The following is a 14,992-nucleotide window of genomic DNA, read 5'->3' on the forward strand; positions in this document are numbered from 1 at the left end:
ACCGCGCCCACTCCGGTGAGGCGAGCGCGGCAGGGGACTCAGTCGGGTCGCATGCCCATGCGGTAGCTGCCCGCCGGCAGGCGCAGTTCATGGAACCAGGAGCGGAGGCTGAATCGATGGCCGCCCTGGTCATGGGTGGCCCGGTAGAAATCATAGGCCGGTTCGCCATTCGCGACCTGGATGTCACGAAGGGCGCGTGTATCAACCTCGATCCACATGTCGTGCTCGAAGGCCTGGCGGCGGCTGGCCGGCACGGCCAGCACATCGTCCAGAATGGATCTTCCAGTCTCCGGGGGCAGGTCGGTCACCCGGAAGCGGTTCTGCCGCCTGGCCGACTGACGTGGAATCCGGGGAGGTAGTCTGAGTTCGATGGTGCCGTTGGGGGCATAGAACGGCACCTCGTCCACGTACAGCCAGACCCGCTCGGGCCATGCGTCACGCGGCATGATCTGGCCCGGGACTACAGTGGCTTCACTGGCGCCCGGTGCGCGGGGCGATACCCGGGGATGGTTGCGGGCTGCCTGCAATGCTTCGTTCCAGCGTGCCAGCTGGCCTGCATCGAGCGGCTCCGTCACGGGCAACTCCGCCATATCGTCCAGGGTGGCAGCCGCTCCTGCCGCGTCGTCCGCCGTGGTGGAGGAAACGACGGGCACCTGTCCGTCGTCCCCGCGATAAGGGGAGCGGGTGGGCGACCGGGGTGGGGAGGAGAGGCGACGGCCATCCCTCGCCAGTCCCAGTTCGTCCAGTACGCGTGCTCGTTCGGTGGCGACAGGGAAACGGGTTTCCAGTTCGTGCATGAACATGCGGCGTTGGTAGATGCTCAGCTCCGACAACTCGGAAGAGAGTCCGTCGCGGGTGATGCGTGCGGTCGTGGACCTCAGCGCCATATGAAACCGGGTCCCGTCCTGCCGGACCATGGCGTGACCTGTGGGATTATCCGCCAGCGCGGCCATCACCTGTGGGCGCAGATGCTCGGCATTCGGTGGGAACCAGCCCATGGGATCGACAGCCGGCCTTGCGGCCGGCGCTTCCGGCGGCTGGGCAGCAGGTGCTGCATCGTCATCCAGCCGCAGGACCCGGCGCATCCGCTCACGCAAGGCACGTCGCATGCCGCCCTCCAGGCCGATGTGGCGGGCGTACTCCCAGTGCTCCCCGACGCGTTCGATGGCGGGGCCACTGAAGCTCGCATCAAGTGACCCGGAAGGCTTCTCCAGCCGCCAGTAGCCATAGGCTTCGTCGTACCGGACCGGGTACATGAGCCCGTCCTTTGCCACGTAGTTGCGGCCATCGATACGATGAATGCCGTGACGGTCGGCTCGCGTACGGGGTACGACCTGCCTTGCGACATAGCTGCTTTCGAATGTGGACGCTCTTGTCGCCGTGGATACCCCCGAGGGAATCAGTGTAGTCGAGCCTGCACCGGAGCGGACCAGCGGCGCCTTCGCCATGTTGCCCAGCATCGGTGGCGTGACGATGTTCAATGCACTGGTGTATCCCTCGGTAAAGGCAAGGACGGCGCTACGGGAATCTCCGGCCTTGACGTGGTCGTAGAAGCGCCAGGATGCCTGGACGGCCCGGATCGCACTGGCAGGTATCTCGACCAGTGCGCTGGCGATGAACTGCGCTCCCGGTGAAAAAGGCGCATCGGCAAGCGGATGGCCAAGAACCGACTCCAGGTCGGCATGCTGCCGGTTACGCGAGACGTATAGCGCATCCCGCTTGCGCAATCCGACATTGGCGTCATACATGGCATCGAGGAAATCACCATGGATTTCCTTTTCCGCGAACGGTTCTGCGGTCAATGTATAAGCAGCCCCCTGATCGGCACCAAGAACCCAGTGCGAACGCGTGTCACCACGGAATTCACGACTCTGCCCCATGGGTGCCGGACGTGCGAACTCCGCAGGAAGACGATCGAGGAGGTACTCCCTGTAGGCCGGATGGTAGAAGAACTTCCGGGCCGCCTCCTGGCGGTCGGCGAATTCGCGAAAGACCATTCCGTCCGGTGCGCCGGGCGTGTAGAGGACGACCCGCGACACGCTGGCGACATGCCTGCTGCCGAAGACGAGAAGGCCGTTGACCGGTATGTCCATGTAAGTCACCTGGTTCACGACGATGTCGTGCTGGTTGACCTTGTCTCGCCGGCCCGCCGCAGGAGAACGCAGCGCGGCATCGACCCAGCGGAAGCCCTGCTCGTCATGGTCGTCGGCAAAGGATCGCGGTTCGTCGGGAAGATGGTAGGACAGCCGTGCGTCCTCGGCTTCGAACCGCATGCGTGCGGCCTGAAGGTGCTTGGCGAGCGCACGTGCGGCATCACCACGCTTGCCCTGGTTGAACAATGTATCGAGATAAGCCTGGTAGCTTGCGCCGATGTCGGCTTCACGGATGAGTGTCTTGATCGCCGCATGCCCGAGCTTGGGCGACAGCGGGACGCTCCGGATGTCCAGCGCACGGTAGCTTTCGAGGTCATACTGGCCGATGCCGCGGATCGCCAGTTCCACGAGCGATACCGTGCGCGTTGCCGGGCCTGAGATGAGATGGCTGCCGATATCGGATGGGGAGCCTGGGTTCGGCAAGGAGGTGATTTCCACTTGGATATCGGCGGGATCTGCTTCTATGCCAAGCGATGTCAGGGGCCCCGTCAGCAGCCGGGAGGCGTGTTCTGCCATGGAATCCGGATCGGAGAGCCCTATGGCGTCGCGAAGCATCGCCGTATCGGCGAGCGCCCGGTTGTAGGACCTGAGCGAGCGTTTCCAGTCCTTCCTGACCTGGGTAGGCAGAGGGGCGAGACGCTCCTGGCGAACCTGTTCGACCAGACGGGCCTCGCGCAGGTCGAGGAGCGCTGCGATGTCGAACTGGGACGTCATGCGCTGGTGGTCACGGAGGTCGTCTAGGAATCGTGTGGCCGCTTCCGGCAGGGCGCGGTCAAGCGTGTAGTCGTCCCAGGCCTGCGTGATCTTCTCGGCCTGCACGTCGATGAATCGTGCTGCAAGGGCATCGAACGTGTCGCCGATGATGGGGCGCAGGTCTACCGTGTCATCGAGAGCGGCCTGCGCTGCGTCATCGGCGGTTATCCCAGGCAGCGCACCCGCTTGCGGGAGCAACTGGTGGCGGAGGTAGTCCCTTGCGCTGTCGGCGCTGCGGAACGACTCCCACCCGCGTTCGGGAAGAAACACCAGCACCAGATCGGCATGCGTTGCGTTCTGGACGACGAGACCGCCGGCGTAAGCCGAGTGGCCAAGCATGATTTCGCTGGCGAGGATGCCGTCCGCCAGTCCGACATGGCGAAGCGAGGCCAGACGCCGCAAGAGTGGTGCGGCACGCATGTCGAGCGTGCCGTCGGCGATGCGAGTGCCTGCCTCGTCCTGCATGGCCTGTGCGAGATGGTTCGCGAATGCACGCTGGCGTACGAGTCCGGATGACGTGTCCGTGGCGTTCCAGAACGCATGGAGGGCGGCGAGGTGGGTGTCGATGCCGGTCAGCGTCCCGGGAGCGGGTGGTGCAGGCATATCCCGCTCGCATTGTTCGAGCCATCGTTCAAGGGTAATCAGGCGCGTCAGTGCGGCGCCCTGCCTTTCGGCCTGTGTCGTGCCTGCATGCAGTGGCGGGGAGGAAGGGGGTGTCATATCCATGATGGCTCCTTGGTGTGATGCCGGGCACGGCATGTGCCCGGTTGTTCCTTGCGTGCAATGCCCGGCCGAGGCACATTGCCAGGCTGGCAGGACATCTCGGGATCAACGGGTGCGATGTGTTGCGGAACTCCACGGCGCAGGGGCGGGTGCGTGCCTGCCCCACCTGAGTACCTGGCTGGCCAGGGGGCGGGAAGCGACACCGTGCAAAGGGATGACGTTCAGCGCCGCCACATAGCCATCCACGCCGTTCAGAAACGATTGTGTGTAATCACCCGCCTTGATGTCGTCGTAGGCGCGCCATGCGGCCTGGGCCAGGTGAGGAATCGACTGGAGAGGCGCAAGGCCCAGTTGCACCATGCGTCCGCCGGAGGCACCAAACGGCGCGAGGATGAGCGACACCGTGCGCCAGTCTGCATGGGACGTCGTACGGGTGAGATAGGCGGTATCCAGCCTGACCAGGTCGCGTGCGGTGTCGTATACGGCATCTGGGAATGTGTCGGTGACATCCCTGTAGCCGAAGGCCTCCTGCAGCTCAGTACAGAATTCATGACCCGTACCGCCCACTACCCATCGCCAGGTTCGTGACGCGTGTGAGACAGCGAATCGCGTCGATCCGTTGCTGTCTCGCACGGCCATGGACGCGGGAAGCCTTTCAACGAGGTAGGACTCGAAGCGCGGCTGGTGGAGAAACTGCTCCACCAGGTCGTCGCGGCTGGTGAATGCGCGAAACACCCTACCATCAGGGGCGCCCGGCGTATAGGCAACGATGTCTCGTGTGCCCGTGGTGATGAGAAGAAGTCCTGAGACGGCACTTCCCCGATAGGTGAGCTGAAGTACGTTGGATTGAGCGTGGTCCAGCCTTGCGTGGGACGGCGACATCGCGCGGTCAAGCACGGCATCCACCCGCCGCAATGCGGCCTCGCCGGGTGCAGGATCGGGCGAGGCAGTCGATTGTGCACCGTGACCTTCCAGCCGGGCAGTCGCGGCATCAAGGCGCATCCTTGCCAGAAGGTGCTCCGAGGCAAGCTGCCGGTGTCGTCTTCCCTGCGCCGTATCGCCCAGGATGCTGTCGATGTAACGCAGATAGGCCGACCCGGCATCCATCTCGCGGATAAGCTGGCGGGTCATGGAAGGCGTAAGCAGCGGGTGGGCGATGCCGCTTGCGTCGCCCAGCCACAGATCGTCCAGGGGCAGGCCAGGCAGATTGTCGAAAGCCAGCTGGAGAAGGTTGGTGTCGTCCAGGGACGATGGCTCCCTGGGTGTCGACAGAACATCGACAGGGCCACCCGGCATCGACTTCCGTCTTACGTGAATCATTTCAGGTGCATCGCCGATGCCAAGTGATTTCAGTTTTGTCGCGAGGACGCTTCGCGTGAACTCCATCAATGACAACGGCGAGGTTACCGACGCACTATTCATGGCATCATCGCTTCTGCGTTGTGCTGCGATATAGCCGGCCGACGCGTCTCTCCATGCATCGGCGAGAGCGACGGGGTATGACGCCAGTATTAGGTCACGATCATGGCGGAGTAAGGCAGCATCGCGCTGGCTGACGATGCCGTGCACGTCGATCAATGCATGAAGGTCCAGGGCGTCGTACAGCGCATCGCTTCGCAACGGTTCATCGGAAATTTCCATGGCTGTCATGATTTTCCGGTGATGGTGCTCGATCAGTTGATCGGCAACCGCTTCGAACGCATGGCCGCCCAGGGCACGCATGCCGAAAAACCGATCGTTGCCTGCATCGTGCCCTTTTTCTGCCTGAGTCGGTTGCCAGGCTTCATCGGGAGCCGATGATTCCTTCATGCGATGTCCGATATCCCGATAAAGCTCGTCAATTGAAGGGAAAACCTCCCAGCCGCCTTGTGGGGTAAAGAACATCACCTGGTGCGGATGGAGGTCATCGCGGAGGATGAGTGATCCGGCGTATTCGCTATCGTCGATCGTCAACACCGCTGCATGCAGATGATCCGGGGGCGTATCCCCTGCACGTATCAGATCGTGGATGGCATTTCTCGCATCCATGGGAAGTGTGCCATCGCCAGCGCGGAGCGAGGCATCGTCGCGGGCAATGCGCTCAAGTAGCTGGCCGAGCGCCTTGCGTCGGCTTGCGCGTATTTCCCCGAACGGCATGGGAACCGGCGTGTCCCAGAAAATGGATAGACGCGTGGACAGGTGCTCCCCTCTTGCGTCGGCGACGGATGGTTCAGGCAGATGGTCTTGTTGAGTGGTCAGCCACAACTGGGTCTGGCGGAGGCGTTCGATGGCATCGACGGCCGCTTGCTGGGATATGGTGACGTGCGCGGGTGGCGTCGGGGGTGGCAGTGCGTTCAATGGGGCATCCTTGCTCTCGGGGGAAGGGGGCCGGGCATATCCCGTTGCGTAATGAGGTTCAGGGCGACGGGAGATGCACGGAGTAATGGTCGAACAACCATGCGGGATGACGAGCGGTGCCTGCCGTGGCACTTCGTGCCGTCGGGCGTAGTACATACACGCCACTGTCGATATTTCCCCGGCGAAAAACCTCGAATGCGGGCGCTTCGCCATTGATGGCTTTCAATGCCGGGCGTAGTTCGATGCGTGCCCACGCACCGGTAAGTGAACCCAGGGAGCGGTGCGCATCCTTCGTAGGGGAAGGAAGCCAGCCTTTCGCCAGCGAGGCGACACGGCCGGTGGGAACGTCCGGCGCCAGGGTGAACAAGGGAATGCCGCGGATGCCTTCGGCGCTGAGATGGGATTGCCCCAGTGCAATCGCGGTATCGCCTATTCTCTCCAGGCTTTCCTGCGGGGCGTAATAAAACACGACCTCCGGCCATTCGCTTTCCGGAACGAACCACAGGTTGTCGTCGAGTACATCGCGTGCAATCGTCTCCGATGCAGGCGCATAGCGACGGCTGCGAACCGAAGCCACGGCGTCCTGCCATGCGGTGAGCTTGTCGGGCGTGACGGCCGCCGATGGCGCGGTGCCCGGCGGAAGATGCGCCATTTCGTGATAGAGCGCCTCGCCCGGGTAATAGTGGATGCGTTCGCGCAGATGGACCCTGAGCAGTTCCAGTTCCCGGGTCGACATGTCGGCGAGCGAGGGGGACAGCGCATGGTCGCGCGTATAGGCACGGACCCGAGTGGCGCGGATATCCGACAGGGCCTGTTCCCATGCCGTGCGTTGTGCCGCCGTCAGGGAGGGCGGTGTCGAGGAGGATGGATAGGTGTAGACCATGGACTGGTACACCGTCTCTCCTTCCTTGTCGCCGAGACGTTCCTTCAGCATGGTGCGAAGCGCCTGGCGCTCGCTGGACCGGATATCGGCGATATCGGTGGATATTGTCTTCCTGGCGCGGGGTTTGCCCCGCTGGTCCACCACGAAAGCGACGATTTCATCCCATAGCGCCTGCTCCGTGGACGATGCCGTAGGCGTGCCACGGGAGGCCTCGAAGGCCATTTCGCGATAGACCTGGCTTCCCCGCTCGTTACCAAGCCGATGCTTCAGGTGATAGCGGAGCTTCTGCGTCTCGGCATGGGAAAAGCCTTCGATGTCCGATGATTTTCGCCGGGATACAGACGCCCGTTCACGCAGGGCAGGCGGCGTCGGCGGTGTCAGCGGCGCAGCTTGCAAATGACGTTCCCCCGCTTCTTTGAGAACCTCGGTCCAGGCCCTTGCATGCTCATTTGTCATGGTGGGGCCGACGTCGGCTCCGACGGGGCGGTAAGCCATTTCATGAAAGATGCGCGACCCGTCGGCGAACTCGAAACGGCGGATGAGGCGGCGTTGTATCCAGCGCAGATCGTCGGCGGAAAACTCCCGCAACTCGGGTGACAGTTCTGTCCTGGGCCTCGGAGGCGTCGATACGGGGCGCTGACCATGGCGGGCGAAGGCCAGGGACTGGTTCCACACGGCCAGTTCGCGAGCGGTAAGCGGTGCTGCCTGCGCACCTGGCAATGCCTGGCGCATCACGCGGCCATAGAGTTCGATACCATCACTCAATCCGATCCGCTCGCAGAGTTCGCCCTGAAGAATGCGTAGCTGTTCCGGTGTGAGCTGATCGACATCGACGGATGCCGGTGCAGAAGCCCGCCGTTTTGCCGGTACTACAGGGCGACCGCTGCCGCCGGCAAGCCCAGCACGTCGGTAGTGCCATATGCCATCAGGACGTCGCTCGATGAGAGGACCGGTGTAGCGGGCATCCAGGGCTCCGGTAGCGTTGAGACGCCAGCCACCCATACCCGCATCGAAGCGAACCCGGTAGAAATGCTCTCCCTGCCGTATGACTTGCGTGCCATTGATGACGAAAACGCCATCCAGCGGGGCCGGCCCTGGAGGCGTCGTTACGTCCCGGACGATGAAGCGTGTGGGAAAGAGCGTGTCCGCGGCGGGCAATGCCAGTACAGGGAGCCCGCCTTGCACTTGTCCAGGCAAGGCCACCGCAGCCTCCCGCCCGGATGGCGTCAGAGGCAGGCGGGCGACACGCCCGCCGATCGGGGGGCGCTGTTTGAGTCCGTCACGCATGCCGCGTGCAAGGCTCGTCGGACGCAGCGGCGGGGAGCGTCTACTGCGCCCGCTAGAGACGTCAGCTTCATCGGTCCATGTCGTCACCATGGCATGGGGATCGACGAGTGCCTCGAACCCGGGAAAGGACGATTGCGTATCGACCAGTGCGTCAGCGCTCCATGCCATCAGGAGCGAATCCTCCAGCGCACCGATGAGGTGCTCCGTCATTCCGGTGAACGCCGTGGCTCCGGTGTTCCTGAGTGAGATGGACGGGGGCGCGTCGTCTTCGCCTTCCTCATGAAGGCGATATTGCAGATCCCCGAGCAGGGTTTCGATCGATGGGAATAACTCCCAGCCCGCATGCACGGTGAACAGCAACACCCTGTCGTCATGCCGATCGTCGCGCAGGACCAGCATGCCTGCGATCGGCACGTCGTCTACCACCACATCGTTCAGCCGGATATCGAGTGGCAGTGCGTAAGGGTAGGGGCGGACAGCCGCCTGCACGAGGGCAAGCGACGCCGCATCCAGCAGACCCATGCCGGTCTGGAGAAGGGCTGCATCGCGGGCCGCCTGGATCAGGCGGCGGTTAAGCGCCTCCCGGCGCGGAATCGGATCTTCCACAGGTGTCCCGGGAACGGGCTCCGACCAGAAGGCGGCCACGTCCGCCAGGTATTCATCAAGGACGGCATCGTCGTCGCCCGGCTCAGGCAGTTCGGCCTGCTGGTCGACCAGCCAGCGCTGGGTACCGGCCATGCGTTGCATGGCGTCGTCGCACGCCTGGTGGCAGGAAGAAACGATGGCAGGCGGGGCCTGCGGCGGCAGCATGTCCATGGGGCCGGTCCTCGGCGTGGCGGACGTGCCACCTTAGGGCTACGCCCGACGGACTTCCGTCGGTGTAGCCCCTGAGGTTGTGTCAGACGTGTCAGTCGCCGTGATGGTGGCGGTGTTTCTCGTTCGCTACATGCCGCTCGTGCAGCGAGTCGCCGGTGCCCGAGGCCTGCGGATCGTCCGGCGGCCGCGCATCGAGATCGCGGTCGTTATCACCGCCCGGGGTGATCTTCAGGATCGAATGGCGCACTTCGCGAGCCAGGATGACGCGTGCATCGCGCACCATGTCTTCCAGGGCGTCGGCGAAATCGAGCTTGCCCTGCTCGTCGGTCCAGACGATCTTCGCCTCGCGCAGCTTCTGGATGAAGCCGCGGAACAGCGCCTTGTCGAAGAATTCCGGTGCGGACAGTTCGTTGAGCAGGCTGAGGCGCTGCGCCGTGAGCGTGCAGGCATTTTCCAGCTCACCCGCCGACATGGTGTGCGGGCCATTCTTCACCAGAGCGGCAATGGCGATGTAATAGCGCTCGAAAGCCTGCAACATGCTGCGAGCGATCACACGCAGCTGGTAGGCGCCGTCGTCCTGACCGGGTCCGCGTTCCAGCACACGACCTTCGCCGGTCGCTTCGATGAGACCACGGCGCACGAAGAAATCGATCGTTTCCTGCACCTGGTTGGCAAAGCCTTCGGCGTCCCACGGCAGGAACAGCTCGCCCTGGATGAACGGGTAGATGATCTTGCCAAGGCGCACCACGGACGAGCGCGACATGCGCCGGTTGTTGAGGAAGCAGGCCGCCACCCACGCAGCAGGCGCATTGAGGTGCAGCACGTTGTTGCGGAAGTAGGACAGCAGCACCGCCTGCTCGCCCTCGGTAACGAGCACGTCGCCCAGCGGATGGCGTACGCGGCGGATCCAGTTCATCTGCTCGCCGTAGGCGATGATGCCCTGCGGATTCATTGGCGTGATCGTGACGCGGTCGGAGTAGGGCAGCTCCTGGAACATCGCCTTGGTGAGTTCGAGCTGCGCGAGCAGGTCGTTCTCGGCCATCGCGTGCTTGGGCGTGGCCAGCAGGGCCAGCGCGAGCAGGTTGATGGGATTCACGTCGGCCGCGCGATTGATGTTGATCTGGATGCGCTCGGCGAGGTCGTCCACCACGCGGCCCAGCCACTCCGGCTTCACGTCGGGGTCGGCCGTGGTTTCGCGCCATTGTGCCGAGGCGTCGTCCAGCATCGGGGTAAGCAGGATCGGCTCGCCGAAGTTGATGGTGACGTGGCCGTAGCGCTGGCGCAGCACCTTAAGGCCGCGCAGCAGGCCGATCAGCGATTCCTTTTCCTTTGCCTTGCCCGACAGCTCCCCGATGTACGACTTGCCTTCCATCAGCTTTTCGTAGCCGATGTACACGGGCTGGAACATCACCGGGCGGCGCGGCGCGCGCAGGAAGGCGCGTACCGTCATCGCCAGCATGCCGGCGCGCGGCGTGAGCAGGCGGCCCGTACGCGAGCGGCCGCCTTCGATGAAGTACTCAAGCGGCACGCCGCGGTCTACCAGCTGCGCGAGATATTCGTTGAATACCACCGAGTACAGCGCGTTGCCCTTGAAGCTGCGACGCAGGAAGAACGCACCGCCACGACGCAGCACGGGGCCGATAAGCGGCAGGTTGAGGTTGACGCCGGCCGCGATATGCGGCGGCACGATGCCCGAATGGTGCAGCTGGTACGACAGCAGCAGGTAGTCGGCATGGCTGCGATGGCTGGGCACGTACACCACTTCGTGTCCCGGCGCGGCGGCGCGGGCCTTGTCGAAGTGATGCATGGCGATGCCGTCGTAGAGCTTGTTCCAGAAATTGGACAGCACGAACGAGGTGGAGCGCACCACCGGATGCGAATAGTCGGCGGCGATTTCCAGGGCGAAATCACGCGCGCGCCGTTCGGCCTTCGCCAGCGTGATGTTCTCCTTGCTCGACGCGGCCGCAATGGCATCGCGCACCGGCTGGGCGTTCAACACCGCATCGACCACGGTGCGGCGATGCGAGAGGTCGGGGCCGATCACTGCCGCGCGGATGCGGCGGAAGTGCGTGCGCAGCACGCGGGCGATCTTGCGGGTGAGGCGCTCGCGCGTGAGGCCGCTGGATTCCGACAGCACGGTGCGCAGCGACACCGGCGCGGAGAACTGCACGACCGTATCGCGGCCATTGAGCAGCAGCGCCAGCATGCGGCGGAAGCGACCGACCACCAGCCAGTTTTCGGCGAACAGCACGCTGAACCAGCCACTTTCACGGTTGGGGGCGCGGCCGACGTAGATGGACACCGGCACCACCTGGATATCGCGGGAGGGGTCGTCCTCCAGTGCCTGGATCAGCTGGCCGATGGGCTCCTTGGGGCCGCGCGTGTCGGTGCGCCCGAACAGCCAGCCCTCGCGGCGGCTCAGCGAGAACACCGAGCGACGGCGGCGGCCGGGCAGCTGGAGCAGTTGCATGGGGCTGGGCAGGCCCGCCTCGCGGCAGGCGCGTTCGAGGATCAGCGCATCGGAAGTGCCGTCGCGCTCGATGGCATAGCAGACGGCCGCACCGCTCTGGAGCAGGGCGGCGGGTTCGGCGGGTTCGCGCTTGATCTTCACCCAGGGTTCGAGCAGGCGCCCCAGCAGCTTGAACCACCAGGGAGAACGGGCGACTTGGACGTGCGGATCCGCACTCATCGGAATATCGGACATCACAGGATTGTACGGCCTTAGCGGGGGCGGGCGTCTGCCACGGGGGCAGCGGGCGCGGCGGCAGTGCCGGCGGGGGCGGGCGAGCTGGCGGCCGGCGCGGGAGCGCTCAGCCGGGCATGCTCGGCGCGGACGTCCTGCAGGAGGTCGCTGTCATACCAGCGGCCGTCGAGCAAAACGAGAGTGGTGTCGGTCTGGATGGGTTTGTCGAGCACGGTGTAGGTGATCTTCACGTGCGCCGAGGCGCCGCTGTTTTCCAGCGTCTCGATAGTGGCAGTGTCGAAGCTCTTGTCCAGGGAAAGTCCGTAGACGTCGAGCAGTTTCTTCAGGCCCAGCCATGCAGTGGAATACGTTGCCATCGACTGCTGGAAATCCAGTGCATGCAGCGCCTCGGGCGTGGACAGGTGCGCATTGCGTACCGTCTCCACGGCGATGGCGATGGCCTGCTTTGCCTTTGCCTGGTCGTTCCAGGCCACCGTCTGCGTCCAGGGCATGATCGCGTTCACGGCTTCGCGCAGCTGGCGCTTCTGGGGTACCGAGAGGCCCTTGTCCTGGTCGATGGCCGTCAGCGCCAGCGACTGGCCCACGCCGGAGAGCAGGGGCATCTGGTCCTTGTAGTCACGATCGAAGCGGACCAGCGTCGGGCGGACATCGGCAAACAGCTTCTTCTCGGCGTCCGCCTCGCTGAAACGTTTCACCATGGCCGCAAAGCGGGCGCTGTCCTGCGGATCCACTGGTGCGTGGGCGCTGTCGCGGCGCGTCCAGTCGGCGCGCAGCGTGGCGAAATCGGCGGGTGGCAGCGCGTGCTGCCAGTACATGTCGAAGCGACCGTCGCGGATCAGCTCCAGCGAGGCGCGCACGGCATCTTCCGGTGAGCCGCCACCCGGCGTGCCCGGTGGCTCCTTGTCCTTGCCGCAGGCGGCCAGGAGAACGAGAGCCGGGATCAGTAACCAGGCCTTGGTCGTGGAGCGGAGCATCGGTCGTCGTCCGTAAACGGCGGGGAGGCGAGGGTACGGGGGAGCCCCGCCGATCACAAGGGTAATCCGGTCAGGATGAAGGGCCGCATAAAGAAAAACCCCGGAGACCAGGAGGCCTCACGGGGTTATCCGGCCCGAAGCCGGCAAGGGAAATGGCCTTGCCCGCATTGCTTTCAGCGCCACGGGTTTTGGCGCCTCAAATGATAGTTGGACGACATTGCTAAAGCAATACCTTAGCAAGTGTCGACTAACTTATTGAATTATTTGATTTTCAATGCGTCGATCTTCTTCTGCCGACGCGCTTCGCGAGGCAGAGTGTAATCGTTGTCGAACAGGGATGCCTCCCACGCGCCGTAAGTGGGGTTCGGCAGCACGAACCAGCGCTCGCCGATCCAGGCCGTGTAGGGGGCCATGGCCTTGGTGCGACCCTCGGCCGTATTGCCCGGGATGTTGGCGAAATCGGCGATCTGGTCGCCGAACTGCATCAGCACGCGGTAGTTCTTCGCCACCAGCTGGCGACGGCAGCCCTTCTCGCTGCCCACCTGCTCGCAGCCTTCGACGAAGGTGCCAAGGCCCAGGAAGGATTCCTTGCCTGCCACGGGGAAGCCGGCCGAGCGCAGGTTGGCGAGGGTGGATTCGTCGAGGTCCTTCGCGCGGTTGGAGATGTAGATCACGGCAATACCGTGGTCGGCGGCAAACTTCGTGAACTCCACGGCGCCCGGCAGCGGGCGTGCAATGGCTTCCTTGCACCATTCGGCCCAGGCGGCCTCGTTGAACTCGCCACCGGAACGGACCAGACGGGCCTGGTAAGGCGAGTTGTCGAGCACGGTCTCGTCGATGTCGAGCACCACGGCCGGCTTCAGGCCCTTCAGCGAAGCGTGGGCTTCGCGATCGTCCTTCGGCAGGGCGTCCCAGCGGGTGTCTTCCTTCGCTTTGAGCAATTTCTCTTGCGCGTTGCGGAACGTCTGCAGGTAGATGAAGTCGTGCTCGCTGGCCGTCTGTGTCCACGCCACGGCATTCAGGTTGTCGTCGGCGACGGGGCCGGCCGGAGCCGGTGCGGCGGCGGGTGCCTGCGGCGCGGGAGCGGCGGTAGCGACAGGTTTCTGCACGCCAGCGCAGGCGGTCAGCAGCAGGGCCGCGGCAAGCGCGGTCGGGACGAACTTCTTCATGGTAAGGAAAACCCCTGGTGAAACAGGCTGCGCGCCCGCGGGGCGGCGATTGTCCGAGGAGTTTACGACAGCGTGACGACGGACGGGGCTCTGGTATACGCCACCCCGTACTGACAGACTTCGCCCTCATCCACGACGAGGTCGTTCATGGACGCCGTCTCATCCCGGATCAGGGCATCTCGTATCGCCAGCTACCTCATGGCAGGTCTTGGCCTGTTCCTGATTCTTTACCTGCGCCTGCTGCCCGCCCTGATGGCCGGCCTGCTGGTGTACGAAGTGGTGGTGTCCCTGGCGCCGCTGATGGGCCGTCGCATCTCCGGCGATCGTGCCCGCGTGCTTGCCGTGGCCATCATCGGCGTAGTCGTGGTGGGCGTGATTACCCTGCTCATCCTCGGCGCGATCAGCTTCTTCCGCATGGAGATCGGCAACCCCGAAGACCTCTGGCAGAACAAGCTGATGCCGATGGTGGAGCGCGCGCGGCAGCAGCTGCCGCAGGCCGTGGTCGATCGCCTGCCCGACAGCGTGGACGACCTGCGCGTCACCGCGCTGGACTGGGCCCGCTCGCACGCCGTCACGCTTCAGCTTGCCGGAAAGGAAGCGGCCCGCGTGCTGGTGCATATCGTCATCGGCCTCGTGCTGGGTGCTTTCGTGGCCTTGAGCCGCACGCGACCGTCGCACCAGATGGGGCCGTTCGCTGCCGAACTGAGCCTGCGCTGTGCCCGGCTGGCCGATGCCTTCCACAATATCGTGTTCGCCCAGATCAAGATCTCGCTGGTGAATACGGCTTTCACCGCCATCTTCCTCGTCGGTGTGCTGCCCCTGTTCGGCGTGCACCTGCCGCTCACCAAGACGCTGATCGTCATCACCTTCATCGTCGGCCTGCTACCGGTGATCGGCAACCTGTTCTCCAACACGGCCATCACCATCGTGGGCCTGTCAGTGGGGCTGTACGTGGGCCTGGGGGCGCTGGCCTTCCTCATCCTCATCCACAAGCTGGAATACTTCCTCAATGCCCGCATCGTGGGTGGGCAGATCCGGGCCCGTGCCTGGGAGCTGCTGGTGGCGATGCTGGTTTTCGAGGCGGCGTTTGGCTTGCCGGGCCTCGTGGCGGCCCCCATCTTCTATGCTTACCTGAAGGCGGAGCTGGAAGCCGGGCGATTGATCTGACATTCATCGCCTCCCTGCTGGAATCC

7 protein-coding genes are annotated in these 14,992 nt (G+C 64.3%); 1 reads left to right on the forward strand and 6 read right to left on the reverse strand.

Going from position 1 to position 14,992, the window contains the following annotated elements:
* Positions 1 to 38: 38 nt before the first annotated feature.
* The 6 genes from HBF25_RS02550 to HBF25_RS02575 form a co-directional block, all read right to left on the reverse strand.
* The gene (locus tag HBF25_RS02550; RefSeq protein ID WP_166946235.1) at positions 39 to 3,632 is read right to left on the reverse strand and encodes a dermonecrotic toxin domain-containing protein; all 3,594 of its coding nucleotides are present in this window, start codon (positions 3,630 to 3,632) and stop codon (positions 39 to 41) included.
* 102 nt (positions 3,633 to 3,734) lie between these two features.
* Complete coding sequence (locus HBF25_RS02555) at positions 3,735 to 5,966, reverse strand: dermonecrotic toxin domain-containing protein (protein ID WP_166946237.1); 2,232 nt, start codon at positions 5,964 to 5,966, stop codon at positions 3,735 to 3,737.
* Positions 5,967 to 6,024: 58 nt separating this feature from the next.
* On the reverse strand, positions 6,025 to 8,952 hold the full coding sequence (locus HBF25_RS02560) for a hypothetical protein (protein ID WP_166946238.1): 2,928 nt from the start codon (positions 8,950 to 8,952) through the stop codon (positions 6,025 to 6,027).
* A 91-nt stretch (positions 8,953 to 9,043) separates the two neighbouring features.
* The gene (gene plsB, locus HBF25_RS02565; protein WP_243852967.1) at positions 9,044 to 11,656 is read right to left on the reverse strand and encodes a glycerol-3-phosphate 1-O-acyltransferase PlsB; all 2,613 of its coding nucleotides are present in this window, start codon (positions 11,654 to 11,656) and stop codon (positions 9,044 to 9,046) included.
* A gap of 17 nt (positions 11,657 to 11,673) precedes the next feature.
* Complete coding sequence (locus tag HBF25_RS02570; RefSeq protein ID WP_166946239.1) at positions 11,674 to 12,630, reverse strand: hypothetical protein; 957 nt, start codon at positions 12,628 to 12,630, stop codon at positions 11,674 to 11,676.
* Between the two features lie 260 nt (positions 12,631 to 12,890).
* Positions 12,891 to 13,799, reverse strand: a complete 909-nt coding sequence (locus HBF25_RS02575; protein WP_166946241.1) for a 5'-nucleotidase, lipoprotein e(P4) family — start codon at positions 13,797 to 13,799, stop codon at positions 12,891 to 12,893.
* A 147-nt stretch (positions 13,800 to 13,946) separates the two neighbouring features.
* Here HBF25_RS02575 and HBF25_RS02580 point away from each other — a divergent pair, with 147 nt between their 5' ends.
* Positions 13,947 to 14,966: an AI-2E family transporter gene (locus HBF25_RS02580; protein ID WP_166946242.1), complete on the forward strand. Its 1,020-nt coding sequence runs from the start codon at positions 13,947 to 13,949 to the stop codon at positions 14,964 to 14,966.
* The last annotated feature ends 26 nt before the right edge of the window (positions 14,967 to 14,992 follow it).

Source organism: Luteibacter anthropi (assembly GCF_011759365.1).
Classification (GTDB): Bacteria; Pseudomonadota; Gammaproteobacteria; order Xanthomonadales; family Rhodanobacteraceae; genus Luteibacter; species Luteibacter anthropi.

Coding starts and splice junctions, on each gene's coding strand:
- HBF25_RS02550 (WP_166946235.1), bottom strand. CDS start 3,632: ATGGATATGACACCCCCTTCCTCCCCGCCACTGCATGCAGGCACGACA.
- HBF25_RS02560 (WP_166946238.1), bottom strand. CDS start 8,952: ATGGACATGCTGCCGCCGCAGGCCCCGCCTGCCATCGTTTCTTCCTGC.
- plsB (WP_243852967.1), bottom strand. CDS start 11,656: ATGTCCGATATTCCGATGAGTGCGGATCCGCACGTCCAAGTCGCCCGT.
- HBF25_RS02570 (WP_166946239.1), bottom strand. CDS start 12,630: ATGCTCCGCTCCACGACCAAGGCCTGGTTACTGATCCCGGCTCTCGTT.
- HBF25_RS02575 (WP_166946241.1), bottom strand. CDS start 13,799: ATGAAGAAGTTCGTCCCGACCGCGCTTGCCGCGGCCCTGCTGCTGACC.
- HBF25_RS02580 (WP_166946242.1), top strand. CDS start 13,947: ATGGACGCCGTCTCATCCCGGATCAGGGCATCTCGTATCGCCAGCTAC.